This is a genomic window from Synechococcus sp. RS9907 (genome assembly GCF_014279615.1).
In the GTDB taxonomy this organism is placed as follows: domain Bacteria; phylum Cyanobacteriota; class Cyanobacteriia; order PCC-6307; family Cyanobiaceae; genus Parasynechococcus.
On the sequence record NZ_CP047944.1, the window covers coordinates 1506928 to 1527621 of the forward strand.

Consider the following 20694-nt stretch of genomic DNA (forward strand, 5'->3'; position numbering starts at 1 on the left):
GCTATGGGGTGACGCTGGCCTGACCTTTGAGGGCCAGCTGCCCCCCCGCCAGCTGCACCTGCTCGATTCGAATGGCGGGGTCCATCGGCAGCAAGGTGCGCGGTTCATCGGCGGTCTCCGGCCGGAAGCACAAGGTTCCCTGCTCCGCATTGAGGCGGAAGCGACGGCGAACAGGGTCTTGATGGGCCGCGACGGGCACCTGCAACTCGAGCAGATCCACGTCAATGCGCAGCGCCCCCAACGGGCTGAGCCCCATCAGCTGTTCGGCCATCCAATCCCCGAGCCAGCGCCAGGGTTCGGCCAGCAACGCGCTGTTGAGCTGACGGCCGTTGAAGCTCACCTCGCCCGCCACCTGGAACGGCTGCTTCAGGGCCAACATCTGACCAGGACTGGGCAGCTTCATGTCCACCGCAATCGAACCGCTGCGCAACTCAACATGCTGCAAGGGCAGCCCCTGGAAACAGGCATCCCTCGCCGTGAGGGTCACACCATCCAGACGCCCCCGCAGCAATGACCAGCTGGAGCCGTTCAGGGCCAGTTCGAGGCTGCCGATGCTGTCGCATTGGCTGCGAATCCACAGGCGCAGGGCCCCTGCCAGCACATTGAGAACGGGATCAGCCATGGGTCAACAGCGCCTGACACCGCTCAGCCACCTTGTGGGGTTGATCGATATGGGGGAGATGGCCGCAGGAGGGGAAGGTCTCCACCGGCTGATCCAACAAGGCCTGAAGCGCCTGCTTCTGCGGTGCACGCAGAATCCGATCGTTGTCACCCCAGATCACGTGCAGTGATTGAGAGGGGAGTGGAACCCCACATCCGGCAAAACCACCGCTGCGAGCGAAGGCCGCCAAGGCCTCCGCCCAGCCGGGGCATTGCAGGTGCAACGAGGCGATTTGCTCTTCAGGAGCACCCACATCCGCATCGGGATCAGCGAAAGCCTGGCGACACAGCCCCCGCCGCACACCAGGACGCCCTAGGAACCAGGCACCAAAACGATCCAACAGGGGCGGAACAGGCATCGGACGCCCCGTGAGACCGGCAGGAGCCAGCAGCAGCAGAGAAGCCACACGCTCGGGATGACGCCGGGCCAGCTCCACAGCTACGGACCCTCCCATGGAGGCCCCGATCAGGCTCAGGGGAGCGTCTGTGGGAAGCCGCTCCAGCAGGGCATCGAGATGCCGCAACACAGCTTCTGGTCCATAGGTCAGGCCCAGGGGACGCGGCGAAAAACCAAAACCGAACAGGTCGGGGATGAACAGCTGAAAGCGATCGGCCAGGAGGGGAGCCAGGCGCCGGTATTCGAGAAAACTGCTGTCGAAACCATGCAGCATCAACAACGGTGCGCCTTGGCCGAGCACAGCCACCGGGAACGGATCATCCACACCCAGACCTGGCAACGTCCACCACTGCACCTCAGTGGCCAGGGACTCGGCCTGCGGGTCAAGCAGAGCCGGCCGCAATTGATCCAGAAGCGTCTTCAAAGGCTGCTGGGGCTGAGTTCGGCAGCGCCCACAAGGGCCTCCAGCAAAGCACCAGGCGTCACAGCAAAAGGCAAATGATGCAGATCGGAACCCTCGCGGCAAGCGAAGCGGCAAACCTCCTGCAACTCACGGAGGCTGGCCTGCGCCAGACCCAGATCATCAAGGCTGACGGGCAAACCAAGCTGCCGCAGCAGCGGCAACAGCTGGCGGTGCGCCTGGCCTGCAAGCCGGTTGCCGCCCAGACGTTCCTCCAGGCGGAGCTGAACAAGAATTCCGAAGCCCACCTTCTCGCCATGCAGAACGTGGTGACAGGCCTCCAGCTGGGTGAGGCCGTTGTGAACGGCATGGGCCGCAACAGTGCGGCAACGGGCACCGCCCAGTCCCCCCATCACTCCAGCAGTGAGAGCACAGGCTTCGGCGGTGCGCACCCAGGCTTCACTGTCTGGATCCTTCAGCGCCGTGAGGCTGTCGATCAGCAATTGATCCCGCAGCACCCGTGCCATCTGCACGGCCTGCTGCACCAGACCATCGCTGCTGTCGCCGCTGCTCACCGAGGCTTCGTACCACTTGGCCAGGGCATCAGCGACACCACTGGCCAGCGTGCGGGATGGGGCCTGGCGCACCAGGCCGTGATCGAAGACAAGAAGATCGGGGCAGCGATCAAGGGCCACATCCCCTTCGAAAGCACCCTGAGGGGAATAGATGTTGGAGAGAGCCGTCCAGCCGGCACAGGTGGAGGCGCTCAGTGGAACGGTGATGCAGGGCAGGGAAAGGCGATGGGCCAGCAACTTACCGGCGTCCAGCACTTTTCCGCCCCCGGCAGCCAGAACGGCGTCACAGCCCTGGGCTTCAGCAGCCACCCTCTGAAGATCCTGCTCACAGCAGTCGAACTGAAGCTGAGCCTGAAGGGGTTGGAGCCCATGGGCCAAGAGATCCGACACCAAACGCTGACGCTGATCGGCAGTGGAGGCACTGCGACCCAGCACCAGCGGACGTGAACAGAGAGATTTGATCTGAGGCAAGGCCTCATCCCAGGCTCCATCCCCCCGCAAGACACTGGCGGGGGCAATGGAGTGGGACGAGATGGATCGAACCATCAGACGCTGGCACCGGCGAGTTGCGGTGCCGTGTCCACCTGACCTTTGTGACGGACCACCACCTTCTTGTTCTCATCGACATCAACTTCGGCGTGGTCGCCGTCCTTGATCCGACCAGACAGCACCTCTTCGGCGAGGGAATCCTCGAGAAGACGCATAACGGCCCGACGCAGCGGACGTGCGCCATAGGCAGGGTTGTAGCCCTCCTCCACAAGGCGCTCCTTGAAGGCATCGGACACGGTGAGGGTGATGCCCTTCTCGCCCATGCGACCGAAGACCTCCTTGAGCATGATCTCGGCGATCTCCTTGACCTCGTCGCGGTTGAGCTGACGGAAGACGATGATTTCGTCGAGACGGTTGAGGAATTCAGGCCGGAAGTACTGCTTGAGCTCCTCATTCACCAGGGAACGGATCCGGGTGTACTGAGACTCCTCAGCGCTTTCACCGGAGAACTCGAAGCCGAGGCCGCCGCCACCCTTCTCGATCACCTTCGAACCGATGTTCGAGGTCATAATGATCAGGGTGTTCTTGAAGTCGACCGTGCGGCCCTTGGAATCGGTCAGACGGCCGTCTTCCAGAAGCTGCAGCAGCAGGTTGAACACATCGGGGTGCGCCTTTTCGATTTCGTCGAAGAGCACCACGGTGTAAGGCCGGCGACGCACCGCCTCGGTGAGCTGACCGCCTTCGTTGAAGCCCACATAGCCCGGAGGCGAGCCGATCAGCTTGCTGACCGTGTGGCGCTCCATGAATTCCGACATGTCGAGGCGGATCATCGCCTCTTCGCTGCCGAAAAAGTAGGTGGCCAGAGCTTTGGTGAGCTCGGTTTTACCCACACCGGTGGGGCCGGAGAAAATGAAGCTGGCGATCGGGCGGTTGGGGTTCTTCAAACCGACCCGAGCACGGCGGATGGCCTTGGACACCGCCTTGACGGCTTCGTCCTGACCGATCAGGCGCTTGTGGAGGGTTTCCTCCATGTTGAGCAGCTTGACCGACTCGCTCTCGGTGAGCTTCTGCACCGGAACACCGGTCCAGGAGGCGACGATCTGGGCGATGTCCTCCTCGTTCACCATCGGTGAGCTGTCTGAAGCAGGCGCTTCAGTTGCAGCTGTTTCACCGGGTTCAGAGGTGGCGTCAGCCTTGACCTCGTCCTTGTTGGCCTGAAGCAGAGAACGGATCTGCTCCCGCAGTTCCACTTCCTTCTCACGCAGTTCACCGGCCTTGGTGAAGTCCTGATCGCGGACGGCATCCTCCTTTTCCTTCTGGACGGAACGCAGTTCCTTGTCCACTTCCTTGGCCGCGGGGGGCAGCTTCGAATTGAGCAGACGCACGCGGGAACCGGCTTCATCGATCAGGTCGATGGCCTTGTCGGGCAGGAAGCGATCCGAGATGTAGCGATCGCCGAGGGTTGCAGCGGCCACAAGGGCGTCGTCGGTGATCTTGAGGCGGTGGTGCTGCTCGTAGCGCTCGCGCAGGCCACGCAGAATTTCGATGGTGTCGTCGATGGACGGCTCACCCACGTTCACCGGCTGGAAACGGCGCTCCAAAGCGGCGTCCCGTTCGATGTGCTTGCGGTACTCGTCGAGGGTGGTGGCACCGATGCACTGCAGCTCACCGCGGGCGAGGGCCGGCTTGAGGATGTTGGCGGCGTCGATCGCCCCCTCAGCAGCACCGGCACCGATCAGGGTGTGCACCTCGTCAATCACGAGGATCACGTTTCCGGCCGCCTTGATCTCCTCCATGATCTTCTTAAGGCGCTCTTCGAACTCACCTCGGTACTTGGTGCCGGCCACCAGCAGACCAATATCCAGGGTCAGGACGCGCTTGTCTTCAAGGATGTCGGGAATGTCGCCCTGTTGGATGCGCTGGGCCAGACCTTCAGCGATGGCGGTCTTACCGACACCGGGCTCACCGATCAGAACGGGATTGTTCTTGGTGCGGCGACCCAAAATCTGGATAACGCGATCGATTTCGTTGTGACGACCCACCACCGGGTCGAGCTTGGCTTCGGTGGCGAGCTGGGTGAGGTTGTTGCCGAACTCGTCGAGGGTGGGGGTTTTGGTGGATCCCTTGGCACCGCCGCCACCGCCGCCGGCGGAAACTTCAGCGGTTTCACCGAGCATGCGGATCACCTGGGTGCGCACCTTGGCCAGGTCGACGCCAAGGTTCTCCAGCACACGGGCAGCAACACCTTCGCCCTCACGGATCAGACCGAGCAGCAGGTGCTCGGTGCCGATGTAATTGTGACCGAGCTGACGGGCCTCTTCCAGAGACAGCTCCAGGACGCGCTTGGCGCGGGGAGTGAATGGGATCTCAACAGCGACAAAGCCGGATCCACGGCCGATGATTTTCTCAACTTCAACCCGGGCATCCTTGAGGTTGACCCCCATGGACTTGAGCACCTTGGCGGCAACCCCCGTTCCCTCGCCAATAAGGCCGAGGAGGATTTGCTCAGTGCCAACGAAGTTGTGACCAAGTCTGCGGGCCTCTTCCTGGGCCAGCATGATCACCTTGATGGCACTCTCGGTGAAGCGTTCAAACATCGCTGGGCCAATGCAGTGATGTGACCAAGCTATCAGGGTTAAGGGACTGCTGCGAGTGTTCGGTTTGTTCGGTCACTTTCCAGTCTGAGACTGGCCTGAAGCGCACAAAAAATAACAATGAATCCCACAAGATTCACCGCTTTTTTGTCTCCCAGGGACGGGAAACCGAACAACTTCAAGCCGCCGACGTGGGCGACGGCGCTGACGGGATGCGACACCACTGAATGAGGGCGTCGCGACCATCGGAGTAGTACCCGGAACGGGTGCCTGCGGTGCGGAAACCGGCTTTGGCGTAAAGCGCCAGAGCGGCAACGTTGTCGCTGGCCACCTCGAGGGTGGCGTGCACGGCACCGTGCTGTCGTGCCCATTGCAACAGTGCTTTCAAAAGCACACCTCCATGGCCGCTGCGACGCCTGTCGGGATCCACAGCCACCGCCGTGATGTGCAGTTCATCGGCCACCATCCAGCCGCAGGCCACCCCCAACAGGGCATCGGGTTGCACAAGACCAATGCAGAGGCGCCGGGGGTCGTCCAGCTCACGCAGCCATTGCTCTGCGGTCCAGAGGCCGTTGAGCGCCCGTTGATCCAGTGCCAGACAGGCTTGCTGCCAAGACGTGTCAAGGCGCAGGATCTGCGCAGTCGGTCCGCCCCCTGCAGGGTCGATTCCTAGATTGCCCTTCGACGCCGCCACTCCGTGACCCAAACCATCACCAGTCAACGGCCCTTCGAGGCCAACCGGGATGCGGAGAGCCCCAATCGCAACCTGACCCCGATCACCACAGAACTCGACGACACCGACCGTCTTGTTGTGGGCGGGTGTCGTCTCAGCGATCTGGCCGAGCGTTACGGCACACCGTTGTATGTGCTGGATGAAGCCACCGTTCGGGCCACGTGCCGGGCCTACCGCCAGGCCCTGGAAAAGCATTACGCCGGGCCATCCCTGCCGATCTACGCCTCCAAGGCCAACAGCTCTCTGGTGATGAGCAGCCTGGCGGCCTCCGAGGGGCTGGGTCTGGATGCGGTGTCAGCCGGTGAACTGCTGACCGCACTGCGCGGTGGGATGCCCGGAGAGCGGATGGTGCTGCACGGCAACAACAAATCCGACGAGGAGCTGCTGCTCGCGTACGCCAACAAGGTGACGATCGTTGTGGACAACCAGCACGATCTCGATCGCCTCGCCGAACTGGTGCCCGCTGGAGCCGAACCGGCTCGCCTGATGCTGCGCTTCACCCCAGGCATCGAGTGCCACACGCACGAATACATCCGCACCGGTCACCTGGACAGCAAGTTCGGCTTCGATCCCGACCAGGTGGAACCCGTGCTGCGCAGCCTGGTGGGACAGCCCTGGGCCCAACTCACCGGGCTGCACGCCCACATCGGATCCCAGATTTTTGAACTCGAGCCCCACCGGGATCTGGCGGCGGTGATGGCCGACAAGCTAAAGCTGGCCCGTGACCTGGGCCATCCCGTGAGCGACCTCAACGTGGGCGGCGGCCTGGGAATTCGCTACGTGGAGTCGGACGACCCCCCGAGCATTGAGCAGTGGATCCAGGTGGTAGCCGAAGCCGTCACCACCGCTTGCCAGGAACGGGGCCTCGAGCTTCCGCGGTTGATGTGCGAACCGGGCCGTTCCCTGGTGGCGACCGCCGGCGTGACCCTGTACTCGGTGGGCTCGCGCAAAACGATCCCGAACGTGCGCACCTACGTGGCCATCGACGGTGGCATGAGCGACAACCCTCGCCCGATCACCTACCAGTCGCTCTATACCTGCTGCCTGGCCGATCGCCCCCTGGCCAAGCCAGACGAAAGCGTGAACCTGGTGGGCAAGCACTGCGAATCCGGCGATGTGCTGCTGAAGGACCTGCCCCTGCCCACCACCGAGAGCGGTGACATCGTCACCGTGTTTGCCACCGGTGCCTACAACGCCTCGATGAGTTCGAACTACAACCGGATCCCGAGGCCCGCTGCCGTTCTCGTGCACGACGGGGCAGCTGAACTGGTGCAGAAGCGGGAGCAGCCGGATGACCTGCTGCGCTACGACGTTTTGCCAGAACGATTCAACGCGTTACGTTGACAGCAGTGGTGAGAAGGGCGGAGTGAACGTGTTGGCGGTGGTGGATCCGCGCCTTGTGCTCGACGTTCTCTTTGCCTCTTCCATCGGCTTTCTGCTTTTTTCCCGCGTCAACGAACAGCGCACCCTCTGGCTGCTGCGGGGTTGGTTGTTTCTGGTGGCGATGGCCTGGTTCGTCCAGCGCTTCGCCAACCTGCCCCTCACCACAAAGCTGGTGGACGCGCTCGTCATGGCCTGTTCGCTCTCCCTGGCCATCCTTTGGCAGGGGGAGCTGCGGCGCCTGATGGAACTACTGGGCACCGGCCGTCTGGCCGTGTTGCTGGGCAATCCCCAGAAAGAGTTCAGCGCTTCAGCAGGCACCGTCAGCCAGATCACCGAGGCAGCAGGCCGGCTGTCGCAGTTGCGGCGTGGAGCCCTGATCGTGGTGGACCTGGGCAGCGACCTGAGGCCTGAGGACTTTCTCAATCCCGGCATCCCCATTGGTGCTGTGCTGAGTCGCGAGCTGATGCTCAACCTGTTCGCCGCTGACACCCCCCTTCACGACGGTGCCGTGCTGGTGAGAGGCAACCGAATCGAATCGGCGGGCGTAATTCTCCCCCTCTCCAGGGACAGCGTGAGCCGTTTCGGCACCCGCCATCTGGCAGCCCTCGGGATCACGGAACGCTTCGATCGCTGCATCTGCATCGTTGTGTCGGAAGAAACCGGCACGCTGTCTCTGGCGAACCAGGGCAAGCTGGAACGACCGATCACCAGTTCACGCCTCCAGGAATTGCTCAGGGAGCTGTTCAGCACCGCCGAATCGATGCCGCCAGCACGACGTACGGTGGGTAGCGCCCCGTCTGAATCGCTGTCTTGAGCCGCCCTCCGGCCACCAGCACTGACACGGCCGATCGTTCGCTTCTGCCTGCGGACCTCGACCCGGGTCGTCTCCCGCAGCATGTGGCCCTGATCATGGATGGCAACGGTCGCTGGGCCAAATCCCGCGGCTTGCCCCGCGTGATGGGTCATCGGGCTGGGGTTGAGGCGCTGAAAGCCACCCTGCGACTGTGCAGCGACTGGGGGATCCAAGCCCTCACGGCCTACGCCTTTTCCACGGAGAACTGGTCGCGCCCGGGGGAGGAAGTGAACTTCCTGATGACCCTGTTCGAACGGGTGTTGCAGGCAGAACTGCAGGCCCTCGAAGCCGAACAGGTGCGGATTCGCTTTCTCGGCGATCTGAAGGCCCTGCCCCAGAAACTGCAGGAACTGATTGCCGATGCCACAGCCCGGACGGCGGGCAACAACGGCATTCACTTCAACGTTTGCACCAACTACGGCGGCCGACGGGAGCTGGTGCAAGCCGCTCAGCGTCTGGCCCAACGCGTTGCTTCCGGGGAACTGAACCCCGACAGCATCGACGAAAACAGCATTGCCGCCGAACTGTTCACGGCTGGCGAACAAGATCCCGACCTGTTGATCCGCACCAGCGGCGAACACCGGATCAGCAATTTCCTGCTCTGGCAACTGGCCTACGCCGAAATTCACGTCACCGATGTGCTCTGGCCTGACTTCAATGCCGATGCACTGAAAGCCGCCCTGCTCGATTTCCAACGCCGCCACCGCCGCTTTGGCGGTCTTGATCCGATCCGCCCATGACCCTCAGCATCCGCCACGACTGGACCATCGAGGAGATCCAGGCCCTGCTGGAACTTCCCTTGATGGAGCTGCTCTGGCAGGCCCAAACCGTGCATCGGGAAGCCAACCCGGGATACAGGGTGCAGCTGGCCTCGCTGCTGAGCGTGAAAACAGGGGGCTGCGAAGAAGACTGTGCCTACTGCTCCCAATCGATCCATAACAGCAGTGACGTGACGGCCTTTGAGGCCCAGATGCAGGTGGAGCCGGTGCTTCAGCGGGCCCGGGCCGCCAAGGAGGCCGGTGCGGACCGCTTCTGCATGGGCTGGGCCTGGCGCGAGATCCGCGATGGCGCTCCCTTTGAGGCGATGCTCGAGATGGTGCGCGGGGTTCGCGGCATGGGGATGGAGGCCTGCGTGACCGCGGGGATGCTCACCGACCAGCAGGCGGAACGTTTGGCCGAAGCCGGCCTCACGGCCTACAACCACAACCTCGACACCAGCCCCGAGCACTACGACCGGATCATCTCCACCCGCACCTATCAGGAGCGACTGGAAACCCTGCAACGGGTGCGCAAGGCCGGCGTCACCCTCTGCTGCGGCGGCATCATCGGCATGGGTGAAACCCTGCGGGATCGCGCCTCCATGCTGCAGGTGCTGGCCAGCATGAACCCCCATCCCGAAAGCGTTCCGGTCAACGGGCTGGTGGCGGTGGTAGGCACCCCTTTGGAAGAGCAGGCTCCCTTCGAACCGCTGGAGCTGGTGCGGATGGTGGCGACCGCAAGGATCCTGATGCCCCATGCCCGGGTGCGGTTGAGCGCCGGCCGTGAATCGATGAGCCGGGAAGCGCAGATCCTCTGCCTCCAGGCGGGGGCCGATTCGATCTTCTACGGCGATGTTCTGCTCACCACCGGCAACCCGGACGTGGAGGCCGACCGCCAACTGCTCGCCGATGCGGGGGTGACCGCCAACTGGCAGGAGGGCGCGGCGGCTCCGGCCAGCTGCTCGCCCCTCTGATCAGCTCAGGGCAGGCTTCAATAAATCGATTAAGACGGTGCATCGCTTCGAAACCATGCACCTCAAACAAGTTGGCTGGGCCGCCGGGCTGATGCTCCTGGCCAGCAGCGTTCAAGCTGCTCCTCAGCCTGAGATTCAGGAGTTGTTCAAGGCGAGTCGTACCCCTGGCGATCGGGTGGTGGCCTATCCGCAAGGAACACCGGAGATGCGGGTGGTTCGCGTCGGCCTGCCGGTGGGAGCAACGATTCCACTCCACACCCATCCATCACCCGTGATCGTTGTGGTGACTAAGGGCGCGATGACCAACGTGCGCCTGGTGGACGGCAAGGAGGTTGTGAGCGTGGTGCGGCCTGGTGATGGCTTTCTCGAGGGCCATCCGGATGAACCGCACTACGTGACCAACCAAGGCCCTGAACCAGCAGAGGCGATCGTGACCTTCGCCAGTGTTGAAGGCCTCCCGAACATGGTTCGGGTGAACTAAGCGATCACTCCGCTTCATCCAAAGCGTCGTTCAATCGGTCGAGGGAGGAATGTTCATGGGTCATCGGAATGAATGGTCAAACCAGGTGGTCTGGAGCCACCCACCGGATCCAACCTCCCTCAACGGAGGGATTGCTGGACCATCCTCTTTCCCCCAAATGAGGGATGGGCAACATCCCAAAGCAGCTCTTGTGAAGATCTCTTGACTGGCACACAGGCTGAGCGGGCGCAGGGCTAGACCGGAAAAAGCCCTTCGATGAGGCGCCGTGATTGATCCCATCGTCATCCCCTCGCTGCTCGGTCTGTTTGTTCTCTCGGTGATCCTGGAAGCGATCAAAGACGACAGGCAGCGTCACCACCATCACCGCTATTGAGATCGGGCCGGACAGGTTCTGCGCGAACCATCCCGACTGTCACCAACAGGAAACACTGCACAAAACACTCATTGTGGGTGGCATCCCGGTTGAGCTACACCGTGCTGGTCTGTGGCTCAGCCATGAAGATCGACAGCGCCAACGCTCAACCGATGGGAAGCCTGATCTTTGAAGGAGGGCACAAGCCCTTCCATGCCCTGGCCTGTCCCCTGAAGCCGGCTTCGGTGCGGATCAGCAGGAAAGCCTGACAACCAACAACGCGGTGGCACGCCCCGGCCTGATGCAGGCTGGAGGACTGTTGAACATGTAAGAGCGTGGATCCAAGCAACCTGGAGCCTGTGCTGGCCAAGGACAGCCGACTCCTGGTGGCGGCGTTCTATGCCTTCACGCCCCTGGATGACGAGCGTCGGGAGGCATTGCTGAGCCGCTTGCCGAGCCTGGCTCGCGAAGGCAGCGTGCTCGGATCTGTGTTGGTGGCCCATGAAGGGGTGAATGGCACGATCAGCGGACCAGAGCACGGCGTTGATGCGCTGCTGGATCACCTGCGCGCCTCGTTGGATCTGGGCGACGACCACTACGCACGGCTCGAGGTGAAGCGCAGCTGGGCCGAACAACCGGTGTTCCGCCGTTTCAAGGCCCGCCGCAAAAAGGAGATCGTGACCATCGGCGTGGCCAGCGTGGATCCCAGCGCCAGCGTGGGCACCTATGTGGAACCCGAACACTGGAATGCCCTGGTGGATGATCCCGACACCCTGGTGATCGACACCCGCAACAGCTACGAAACGGCGATCGGCAGCTTCGAGGGGGCCATCGACCCCAGCACCGAGAGCTTCCGCGACTTCCCGCACTGGGCAGAGTCCACGCTGCGGCCCCTGATCGAAGAGAAGGGCAGCAAGCGCATCGCCATGTTCTGCACCGGCGGGATCCGCTGCGAAAAAGCCAGCAGCTACCTGCAGCAACAGGGTTTCGGGGAGGTGCACCACCTGCGGGGCGGCATCCTCAAGTACCTCGAGCAGGTGCCGGAAGCCGAAAGCCGCTGGCAAGGGGAGTGCTTCGTTTTTGATCAACGGGTGGCGTTGAACCACCGGCTGGAACCTGGAGAGCACAGCCTTTGCCACGCCTGCGGCCAGCCGGTGTCAGCCCAGCAACGCGAACTGCCGAGCTACATCAAAGGGGTGCAGTGCGTGCACTGCGTGGATCGCTTCAGCGATGCCGACCGGGAACGCTTCGCCATGCGTCAGCGTCAGATTGATCAAAGCCAGATTGATCAACGTCAGATCGATCAACGTCAGATCGCCCAACACAACATCCACCAGCAGCAGGCCTGAGCAGTCAGTCCGCATCGGACAATCCCTGCCAGGGACCACCCCGATGCCGTGCTGCCGATCCTCTACAGCTTTCGACGCTGCCCCTACGCCATGCGCGCCCGCTGGGCTCTGCTGGAGGCAGGACTGTTGGTTCAGTGGCGGGAGATCGCACTGAAGGCCAAGCCGTCGGAGATGTTGGCGGTCTCCCCCAAGGGCACCGTGCCCGTGTTGTTGTTGCCGGACGGCAGCGTGATCGAAGAAAGCCTGGCGGTGATGCACTGGGCCCTGGATCAAGCAGACCCTCGCGAGCTGCGCAACGCCGGCGATGCCTCAGCGCTGATCGAGCAGAACGACGGTGCGTTCAAACATCATCTCGACCGCTTCAAATACACCGACCGCTACCCCGGCACCAACAAAGACGAGCAGCGCGCCGCCGGGGTGGCCATCCTTAAGGACTGGAACCAGAGGATCGCTGATCAGGGCTGGCTGCTGGGCGAGCGCTGTTCGCTGGCGGATGCCGCCCTCTGGCCGTTCGTGCGGCAGTGGCGCATCGCCGATCCCGAGGGATTCGACAACGACAACAGCCTGGAAGCTCTTCGCCACTGGCTCCAGCACTTCCTCGAGGATCCCCGCTTCGAGCGGCTGATGCAGCGGGCCGACCCCTGGAATGCCGGGGGGCAACAACACCACTTCCCCGCCGATGCTGTGCCGGTGCCCTTGGATCAGCCCCTGTTTCACCTGGCCCTCAAGGCCGACTGGCAGGCCGCCCAGGCCAACGGCAGTTACCGCATCTCCACCCGGGGAATGAGCCTGGAGCAGGTGGGCTTCATCCACTGCTCCTGGCAGGAGCAGGTGCAGGCCACCTTTGAGCGGTTCTACGCCGACGCCGGCGAGGTGCTGCTGCTGGAGATTGATCCCGCCGCCGTGAACGCTCCCCTGCGGGCCGATGCCATCCCCAGCGGCGAACTGTTCCCCCATCTCTACGGGCCGCTGCCCCTGAAGGCAGTGCGCTCGGTCGGCACCATGCCCGCGGCAGCATGACCGGACGACCATGACCGTGGCCAGATCCCAATCGATGCTTGAGCAACTGGAAGCCGAAGCCCGTGATCGGGGACTGCTGCTGAGGTTGCAGGTGGGCCGCCCCCTGGGGCTGTGGAGCCTGCGGCTGGTGGTGGCCCAGCAAACCGCCAGCGACAGCCTGCTGCTGCTGGGGGAAATGAAGGGATGGGCTTATTCCGCCGCCACAGGCCTACAGCTCGACACGATGCTGGTGATGCCAAAGGCGCCTACCGGCGTGGGTGATCTGATCTGGGCGGCCACCATGGCCTGGGCCCAGGAGGCCACCCCCTGCTCACGGGCCCGGTTGCTGGCCATCCGCGACGACGAGCAGCAGCACCGCCGGCTGGTGCGTTACTTCCGCCAACGCGGCTTCAGCAAATCCCGCGATGTGGAAGCGGCGCTCTGGGATCTGCCCCTGCGCATGGTCTGGGGCGGCGCCGGGGCTCTGATGAGTGGTGATGTGGCCACCGTGCTGGAGCGCAGCCTGCGGGGCTGGCGTCAGTCGGCGGCGTGATAACTGCTGCGCACCAGCGGACCACTGCGCACCTGGGCAAAGCCCAGCTCGCGGGCCACATCCCCCAGCTCATCGAACTCCTGGGGCGTCCAATAGCGGGCCACCGGAATGTGCACCAGCGAGGGGCGCAGGTACTGCCCCAGGGTGATCCGTTGGCAATCCACGCTGCGGAGATCCTTGAGGGTGGCGATCACCTCGTCGCGGCTTTCCCCCAAGCCGAGCATCAGACCACTCTTGGTGGGGATTTCCGGCGCCAGCTCACGGGCGGCCGCCAATAAACCCAGGGATCGTTCATAGGTGGCACCGCGGCGCACCTCCCCCTGCAGCCGCTGCACCGTTTCCAGGTTGTGGTTGAAGCACACCGGCTGGGCCGCCAGCACCGTGGCCAATCGCTCCCGTTGAGCCACCAACGCCTGATCGTGATCCGACACGCCCCCCCAGAAGTCGGGGGTGAGCACCTCAAGGGCGATCAGCGGATTGCGGGCTCGGATCGCCGCCATGGTGCTGGTGAACAGGCTGGCGCCGTGGTCGGCGAGATCATCGCGGGCCACCGCCGTGAGCACCACATAACGGAGCTGCATCGCCTCAACGGCATCGGCCACCCGCTCGGCTTCGGCGGCATCCACCGGCATCGGGGCCTGGCCCTTGTCCACCTGGCAGAAGGCACAGCTGCGGGTGCAGATCGAGCCACCCAAGAGAAACGTCGCCGTTCCGGCGGCGTAGCACTCGCCGCGGTTGGGGCAGCGCCCCTCCTCACAGATGGTGTGGAGCCGGTTCTGCTTCACCAGCCCCTGCACCCGCTCCAACTCCGAGGCGTTGCCGATCGGCCGCCGCAGCCAGTCCGGCAGTCGCTCGCCAGGGGGGATGGCGCTGTACTTGCTCATACCGGCCGGCGCCCTTCAAGAGCCCTGCTCAGGGTGACCTCATCGGCGTATTCCAGTTCACTGCCCATCGGCAGGCCGTAGGCGATTCGGCTCACTGAGCAGAAGGGCTTGAGCAACCGCCCCAGATACAAGCTGGTGGTGTCCCCTTCCACGCTGGGGGTGAGGGCCAGAATCACCTCACTGATATCCTCATTGGTGATGCGCTGCACCAATTCGGTGACGTGCAGCAGCTCCGGACCAATGCCATCCATGGGTGAGATCAGGCCACCGAGCACGTGGTAACGCCCCTGGAATTCGCGGGTGCGCTCCAGCGCCAACAGATCGCGGGAATCCGCCACCACACAGATCACGCCATTGCGGCGCTCGGGGTTGCGGCAGATCTCACATTCGGGATCGGCGGAGAGGTGGAAACAGGTCTGGCACTGGCCCACCTGGGTGCGGGCCGCCAGCAAAGCATCAGCGAACTGATGAATCTGCTCCTGCGGTTGGTTCAGCAGATGCAACGCGAGCCGCTGGGCCGTGCGCGGGCCGATGCCGGGCAGACGCTCGAACTGATCAATCAGTCGAGCCAACTGTTTGGTGAAGCCGCTCAGGGGTCTGCCGCCAATGCGGGAAATGTAGGAGTTGCGGAGATCATCTGCCGCAACAGGGGCCACGACCATCAGGCCACACGGGCAGAATGGGTCATGGATTGATCGTCCCGCTGATGCAGCTCCTCCAGTCTCTGAGTCGCGTGATCGTTTGCGGCGTTCTGGCTCTGGTACTGGGAGCCTGCGCGGCGGGACCAACGGCAGGGCTGCAGTCGTACCAGAGCCCGGATGGCCGCTTCGCCTTCCTCTATCCCACCGGCTGGACTGAGGTGCAGGTGAGCAACGGACCCCGGGTGGTGTTTCACGACCTCATCCACAGCGATGAAACCGTGAGCCTGATGATCAACAAGGTGAACGAAGACAACGAGCTGAGTGAACTGGGCAGCGCCGTTGCCGTTGGCGAGCGCCTGCGCCGTGAAGTGATCGCCACCGCCGGCAGCGGCCGCACCGCCGAGCTGGTGGAAGCGCAGGAGCGTGAAGTGAATGGCCACACCTTCTACGACCTTGAATACGCCGTGCACCTGGAAGACCGCGACCGCCACGAGTTGGCGACCGTCGTGGTGGACCGCGGCCGGCTCTACACCCTGGCCACAAGCGTCAACGAAGATCGCTGGGGCAAGGTGGGTGACCTCTGCGGCCGGGTGGTGCGCTCACTGACGCTGCTGATCTGATCAGAACAGGAAGCGAAAACGCCGACCGTTGGGGTCACCTGAATCGGCGCCAGTGCTCGAGTGCACCGGCCACTCCGTATCCAGATAGCTGATGCCATCGGCATCGAACGGAACCGCCCTCAGGCTGGAGGCCTTCAGTTCGGTGGTGCCCATGGCGGTGACCAACCCGCCCAGTTCCATTGGCCCCAGATCCGTCTCCAACGCCTGCCCCGCCGCAGTGATCAAGGCCGGCAGGCGGATCAGATTCTGCGGTTGTTTCATCTGCTCAAACAGCCCCTTCAGCGCCAGCTGCTGCCGTTCCAGACGGCCGAAATCGCCGCGGCCGTCGTTGCGCCAACGAAGAAAGCCCTCCAGATCCTTGCCCTTCAACAGCTGAGGTCCTGGCTGCAGGTCGATCAACAAGTTCTGACTGCGATCGACGTAGTACAGGCGCTTGGGAACATCCACTTCGATGCCCCCCACCAGGTTGGCCAGGGTTTCGATCGCATCCAGGCGCACCACGATGTGATGACGGATCGGGCGGTTCATCAGGCGCGACAACTCCCGCTCCACCGCCTCCACACCGCCGTAGGCCATCAGCGCATTGAGCTTGATGCCGCCGAAGCCCTCGGCATCGATGTAGCTGTCGCGCGGGATCTGGGTGATCGATGTGGTGGTGCCATCCACCCGCACCGTGAAGATCACATCGGTGTTGCTGCCGGTGCGGTCCCGGCCCAGCACCACCACCTCCCTGGCCCCGAAGCCTGTCCAACCGGCAAACGGGTTGGCCAGCGGCGCGGGCTGAAGCAGCGCGAAGGGTTGATCTGCCGTGCTGGATGGCGACGTGATCAACCGGCTCAGCGGAACCGAAAGAATCAGGCCACCGCTGAGACCCGCCACCACAGCAGCAACCACCGGCCAATTGATGGCCTCAGATGACGCCTTAGCAGGGGGGGCTTGTGGCATGGAACACGTGTTATGCAGCATCTTGGCGCGCTCGTCCCATCTCGGGTAGAGGGGCGCAGGCCTCTGTTAAACCAACGGATCGCTGATCACCATCGAGGCACAGGGGAGCTGACGGATCAATTTGCTGGTGCGATCACTGCCGGGAATCGGCAGACCGGCAACCCGCCTGCGCTGGGTGCGCAGGATCACCAGATCGTGTTCGCGGCTGAGGCGATGAATGGCCCCGTCGATGCCGGGCCCCCGCACGATCACGATGTGGAACCGCTCCTCCGGAATCCCCGGCGGGCGCCAGCGGATCAGCTGCTGTTCCATCCAGTGACGGTCCTGGCCACTGAAGCGGGGGTCGTGCACATGCAGCAGGGTGATCCGCACGCGCTGATCCTCCGGGGCTGAGTTGATCACCCGCAGCGCCAGTTCGAACTGCTCGCGGGCACTGGCGGAGAGGTCTTTGATCGGAACAAGGATCCGGCCCAGACCGCTATCGGTCTCACGGCCCAGGTTCACCACCACCACCGGACAGTGGGCCGTGCGGCAGACCCCATCAACGATGTCGCCCATCAGCCAGGCCCGGAGTTGATCGCTGCGGGCTGCACCGATCAACAACAGATCCGCGGCCTGCTCCAAGGCTGTGCGGCTCATGCCGCCGGCGATGTCTTCATCCAGCCGCAGCAGGCTGCGGGTGGGCACAGCCAACTGGGCGCCGATGCTCTCCGCCGTGCTGAGGCGTCCGCGCGCTGCCGCAACGGCCCGGTTCAAGCCACCGCGCATCTCCTCGAGGCTGGGATTCACCATCGCCAGGGGCAACAGCACACCTTCAGCCCCCGATGAGCCCTGCACCAGCCGGGCCGCCATGCTCAGCAACCCCTTCTCGGTGCTGGGGTTGGCCACCGGCACCACGATGCGCAGGGGACGCTGCACCACCTCGTTAACGCCATCCAGCACCGCCGCTTCCTCACCGAAGCTGACCGGCACCGCATCGGGGCTGGGATCCTTGAGCCGGGTCACCGACTGCTCGGTGAGGATCGGCCCCAGGGTGGCCGTCACCACCATCACCGCCAGCACGCTGTTCAGCACGGTCTGATTGAGCAGGCCCGCCTGATAGCCGATGAAGGCGGTGGCCAGGGTCGCCGCCACCTTGGGCATCGTCAGCGACCACATCATCAGGATCTGGGCGCGGCGATAACCGAACAGCCGACCGCTGACCCACGACGCGAGGCCCTTGCCGCCGATGGCGCCCACCAGCATCAGCGCGGTGAACTGAAAGTTGCCCAGGCTTTCGCCAAGGCTGCCCAGATCCAGCAGCAAGCCCAGATCGATGAAGAAGATCGGGATGAACAACACGCCACCCACAAAGATCACCTGCTCCTTCACCCGGCCCTCGGGCAACACGGAATTCACCGCCAGACCAGCCAGGAAAGCGCCGACGATCTTCTCGACGCCGGCCAGCTCAGCCCCGAGGGAGGCCAGGAACAGGGCCACCAGAACAGCGAGCACCATCCGGTTTTCATCGCTGATGCCCCGCAGCACGAGGCGCCGGCCCAGCCAGCGGATGCCGATCACCACCACCAGAGCGAAGCCGCCGATCTTGAGCAGCAGCAGGCCCAGGCCCAGGCCGCTGAGGCTGCCCTGGCCCAGCCCCAGCCCCACCGCCAGCAGCAGCAAGGCCACGATGTCGGTGAAGATCGTGCTGCCCACGCTCACCACCACCGACTCATCCTTCTGGGCGCCGTAACTGCGCACAATCGGATAGCCCAGGGGGGTGTGGGTGGCCATCAGGGCGCCGAGCAACAGGCACGACACCGAGGCGAAGCCCGCCATCAGGCCGATCGAGACGCCCGTGCCCACACCGATCAACAGGATCAGCAGGCCATAGATGAACGAGCGGCGTTTGACCCGGTTGAACTCCTCCAGGTCAATCTCCAGACCCATGGTGAACAGCAGATACACCGCCCCGAGATCGGAGAGCAGCCGCACCGTTTCGCTGCTGCTGTCGACCCAGTTCAAGGCATGGGGGCCCACCACCACACCCGCCGCCAGCAACCCCACCAGGTCGGGCAGACCCAGCCGCCGGATCAACGGCGGCACCGCCGCACTGATCGCCACCAACATCGAGAACACCCCGAGGGGGTGATGCATGACGTGGCTGATCGAGGCCTGCATGGCCATGGCTGCACCGCCGGCTTGCGGACCCAGCATGGTCGCGGGATCTGCCGGCAACAACAGCTGCTTCAGGAAGCGATAAGCCCTTCGCCGGCCTGCACCTGCCAGAGGTTGGTGTAGATCCCGCCCTGGGCCACAAGGCTGTCGTGGCTGCCCTGCTCCACAATCCGGCCCTGGTCCATCACCACAATCCAATCGGCATGGCGCACCGTGCTGAGCCGGTGGGCGATCACCACGGTGGTGCGCTGCTGGGTGATCTGTGCCAAGGAACGCTGGATGGCGGCTTCGGTGTCGTTGTCCACCGCAGCGGTGGCTTCATCGAGCACCAGCACCGGCGCATCCTTGAGGATGGCGCGGGCCAAAGCGATGCGCTGGCGCTGTCCGCCCGAGAGGCGCTGCCCGCGCTCTCCCACCAGGGTGTCGTAACCCTGGGGCAAGGCGTCGATGAAGCCAGCGGCCTCCGCCAGGCGAGCGGCCTGCTCAATCGCCACCGGATCGGGATCGGCGACCCCGTAGGCGATGTTCTCGGCCACGGTGCCGTGGAAGAGGTAGACGTCCTGACTCACCAAGGCGATGCAGCGGCGCAGGTCCTGCAGCTGCAGGGTGTCGATGGGGACCCCATCCAGACAGATGCGCCCGCCATTGCGCTCATACAGCCGCAACAGCAGCTTCACCACGGTGCTCTTGCCAGACCCCGTCGCCCCGACGATGCCCAGGGTCGATCCCGCTGGCACGGTGAGATTGAAGCCCTGCAGCAGCGTTGATCGGCCGGCATAGGCGAAATCCACCGCTTCAAAACGAATCTCACCCCGCAGCCGCTGCGGATCCACCGGCACCGTTCCTCCCTGGATCAACACCGGCGTGTCAATCAGATCGAGCACCCGTTGCGTGGAGGCCATCGAGCGCTGGTACTCATCGAGGGTGCGGCCAATGGCGGTGAGCGGCCAGAGCAGCCGCTGGGTGATGAACACCAGAACGCTGTAGGTGGCCACCGGCAGCTCCCCGGCCAGGGCCTTGAAACCGCCGATCAACAGGATCGCCAGGAAGGCGAACAGGATCGCGAAGCGAATCAAGGGGATGAAGGCCGCCGAGAGACGAATCGCCCGGGCATTGCTCTGGCGGTAGGCCAGGCTTTCCGCCCGCAGCCGCTCCAGTTCCAGAGCCTCAGCGGTGAAGCTCTTGATCGTGAGCATCCCCCCCAGGTTGTTGGCAAGCCGGGAGGCGAGGTCGCCCGCCCGAGCCCGCACCTCCCGATAGCGCGGCGCCAGCTGGCGTTGGAAATGCAGCGATCCCCAGACAATCACCGGAATCGGCAGATAGGCGAACAGGGCCACCTCCGGCGCCACCATCGCCATGCCGATGCCCACCACCAGCACGGTGGTGATCAACTGCAGGATCTGGTTGGCACCCCGATCCAGAAACCGTTCGAGCTGGTTGATGTCGTCATTGAGCACCGCCATCAGGCGACCGGTGCTGTCCTGCTCGAAAAAGGCCAGCTCAAGCTTCTGCAGATGGTCGTAGGCCTCGAGCCTGAGGCTGTGCTGGGTGGTTTGCGCCAGGTTGCGCCAGAGCACGTCGTAGAGGTACTCGAACAGCGACTCCGCCGCCCAGATCACAAAAGTGAGCAGGGCCAGACCCCACAGTTGCTGGCCGGCGGTCCTCAGCCCGAAACCCGCCAGCACCGATTGCTCCTTGAGCAACACCACATCAACGGCCAGGCCGATCAAGATCGGCGGCGCCAGATCGAACAGCTTGTTGATCAGGGAGCACGTCACCGCTGCCACCACCAGGCGGCGCTGCGGCGCCAGATGGCTCAACAACCGCATCAAGGGGGAGCGATTTGCTGAAGCTTTCCTGAGGGTTCGTTCCGACACGGTTTTCACCCCTGAAGACG

General features: G+C 63.9%; 20 protein-coding genes. 10 read left to right on the forward strand and 10 right to left on the reverse strand.

Translation table 11 applies throughout. From position 1 onward, the window contains the following. Position 1 precedes the first annotated feature (1 nt). The 5 genes from SynRS9907_RS08305 to SynRS9907_RS08325 form a co-directional block, all read right to left on the reverse strand. On the reverse strand, positions 2-622 hold the full coding sequence (locus SynRS9907_RS08305) for a DUF2993 domain-containing protein (RefSeq protein ID WP_188020654.1): 621 nt from the start codon (positions 620-622) through the stop codon (positions 2-4). Further along, complete coding sequence (locus tag SynRS9907_RS08310) at positions 615-1481, reverse strand: alpha/beta fold hydrolase (protein ID WP_188020655.1); 867 nt, start codon at positions 1479-1481, stop codon at positions 615-617. Before SynRS9907_RS08310 ends, SynRS9907_RS08305 begins: the two co-directional genes overlap by 8 nt. Continuing rightward, positions 1478-2578 (reverse strand): iron-containing alcohol dehydrogenase family protein, encoded by a 1101-nt coding sequence (locus SynRS9907_RS08315; RefSeq protein ID WP_188020656.1) that lies wholly within the window; start codon positions 2576-2578, stop codon positions 1478-1480. Before SynRS9907_RS08315 ends, SynRS9907_RS08310 begins: the two co-directional genes overlap by 4 nt. Further along, positions 2578-5118, reverse strand: coding sequence for an ATP-dependent Clp protease ATP-binding subunit (locus tag SynRS9907_RS08320; RefSeq protein ID WP_188020657.1), 2541 nt, complete (start codon positions 5116-5118; stop codon positions 2578-2580). The genes SynRS9907_RS08315 and SynRS9907_RS08320 overlap by 1 nt, the downstream gene beginning before the upstream one ends. A gap of 175 nt (positions 5119-5293) precedes the next feature. After that, the gene (locus SynRS9907_RS08325) at positions 5294-5809 is read right to left on the reverse strand and encodes a GNAT family N-acetyltransferase (protein ID WP_188022401.1); all 516 of its coding nucleotides are present in this window, start codon (positions 5807-5809) and stop codon (positions 5294-5296) included. Positions 5810-5812: 3 nt separating this feature from the next. On the opposite strand from SynRS9907_RS08325, the gene lysA reads away from it, so the two are divergent. The 9 genes from lysA (at position 5813) to SynRS9907_RS08370 (ending at position 13550) form a co-directional block, all read left to right on the forward strand. Continuing rightward, a complete protein-coding gene (lysA, locus tag SynRS9907_RS08330; RefSeq protein ID WP_186510326.1) occupies positions 5813-7192 on the forward strand; it encodes a diaminopimelate decarboxylase in 1380 nt (459 codons plus the stop codon). A gap of 22 nt (positions 7193-7214) precedes the next feature. Beyond that, on the forward strand, positions 7215-8045 hold the full coding sequence (cdaA, locus tag SynRS9907_RS08335) for a diadenylate cyclase CdaA (RefSeq protein WP_115131972.1): 831 nt from the start codon (positions 7215-7217) through the stop codon (positions 8043-8045). Beyond that, on the forward strand, positions 8042-8824 hold the full coding sequence (locus SynRS9907_RS08340) for an isoprenyl transferase (RefSeq protein WP_188020658.1): 783 nt from the start codon (positions 8042-8044) through the stop codon (positions 8822-8824). Before cdaA ends, SynRS9907_RS08340 begins: the two co-directional genes overlap by 4 nt. Continuing rightward, positions 8821-9816 carry a biotin synthase BioB gene (gene bioB, locus SynRS9907_RS08345; RefSeq protein ID WP_188020659.1) on the forward strand — a complete coding sequence of 332 codons (996 nt, stop codon included), beginning with the start codon at positions 8821-8823 and terminating at the stop codon, positions 9814-9816. The genes SynRS9907_RS08340 and bioB overlap by 4 nt, the downstream gene beginning before the upstream one ends. Before the next feature lie 37 nt (positions 9817-9853). Next, positions 9854-10297 carry a cupin domain-containing protein gene (locus SynRS9907_RS08350; protein WP_255445833.1) on the forward strand — a complete coding sequence of 148 codons (444 nt, stop codon included), beginning with the start codon at positions 9854-9856 and terminating at the stop codon, positions 10295-10297. 450 nt (positions 10298-10747) lie between these two features. Next, entirely contained in the window at positions 10748-10918 is a 171-nt protein-coding gene (locus tag SynRS9907_RS08355; RefSeq protein ID WP_170950638.1) for a hypothetical protein, read from the forward strand. A gap of 66 nt (positions 10919-10984) precedes the next feature. Further along, on the forward strand, positions 10985-11998 hold the full coding sequence (locus SynRS9907_RS08360) for a rhodanese-related sulfurtransferase (RefSeq protein ID WP_188020660.1): 1014 nt from the start codon (positions 10985-10987) through the stop codon (positions 11996-11998). A gap of 48 nt (positions 11999-12046) precedes the next feature. Then, a complete protein-coding gene (locus SynRS9907_RS08365) occupies positions 12047-13018 on the forward strand; it encodes a DUF952 domain-containing protein (RefSeq protein ID WP_188020661.1) in 972 nt (323 codons plus the stop codon). 34 nt (positions 13019-13052) lie between these two features. Next, positions 13053-13550: a hypothetical protein gene (locus SynRS9907_RS08370; protein WP_188022403.1), complete on the forward strand. Its 498-nt coding sequence runs from the start codon at positions 13053-13055 to the stop codon at positions 13548-13550. Here the strand turns inward: SynRS9907_RS08370 and lipA are convergent. Both lipA and recR read right to left on the reverse strand, forming a co-directional pair. Continuing rightward, positions 13535-14434: a lipoyl synthase gene (gene lipA, locus SynRS9907_RS08375; RefSeq protein WP_186497403.1), complete on the reverse strand. Its 900-nt coding sequence runs from the start codon at positions 14432-14434 to the stop codon at positions 13535-13537. The two genes, SynRS9907_RS08370 and lipA, sit on opposite strands and share 16 nt — an antisense overlap. Continuing rightward, entirely contained in the window at positions 14431-15006 is a 576-nt protein-coding gene (gene recR / locus SynRS9907_RS08380) for a recombination mediator RecR (protein WP_188022404.1), read from the reverse strand. Before recR ends, lipA begins: the two co-directional genes overlap by 4 nt. 107 nt (positions 15007-15113) lie before the next feature. On the opposite strand from recR, the gene psbP reads away from it, so the two are divergent. After that, positions 15114-15695 carry a photosystem II reaction center PsbP gene (gene psbP, locus SynRS9907_RS08385; protein ID WP_188020662.1) on the forward strand — a complete coding sequence of 194 codons (582 nt, stop codon included), beginning with the start codon at positions 15114-15116 and terminating at the stop codon, positions 15693-15695. On the opposite strand, the gene SynRS9907_RS08390 is transcribed toward psbP, so the two are convergent. The 3 genes from SynRS9907_RS08390 to SynRS9907_RS08400 form a co-directional block, all read right to left on the reverse strand. Continuing rightward, the gene (locus SynRS9907_RS08390) at positions 15696-16640 is read right to left on the reverse strand and encodes an LCP family protein (protein ID WP_188020663.1); all 945 of its coding nucleotides are present in this window, start codon (positions 16638-16640) and stop codon (positions 15696-15698) included. Between the two features lie 66 nt (positions 16641-16706). Next, positions 16707-18806: a cation:proton antiporter gene (locus SynRS9907_RS08395; protein ID WP_188022405.1), complete on the reverse strand. Its 2100-nt coding sequence runs from the start codon at positions 18804-18806 to the stop codon at positions 16707-16709. 62 nt (positions 18807-18868) lie between these two features. Beyond that, positions 18869-20626 carry an ABC transporter ATP-binding protein gene (locus SynRS9907_RS08400; RefSeq protein WP_188020664.1) on the reverse strand — a complete coding sequence of 586 codons (1758 nt, stop codon included), beginning with the start codon at positions 20624-20626 and terminating at the stop codon, positions 18869-18871. Between the last annotated feature and the right edge of the window lie 68 nt (positions 20627-20694).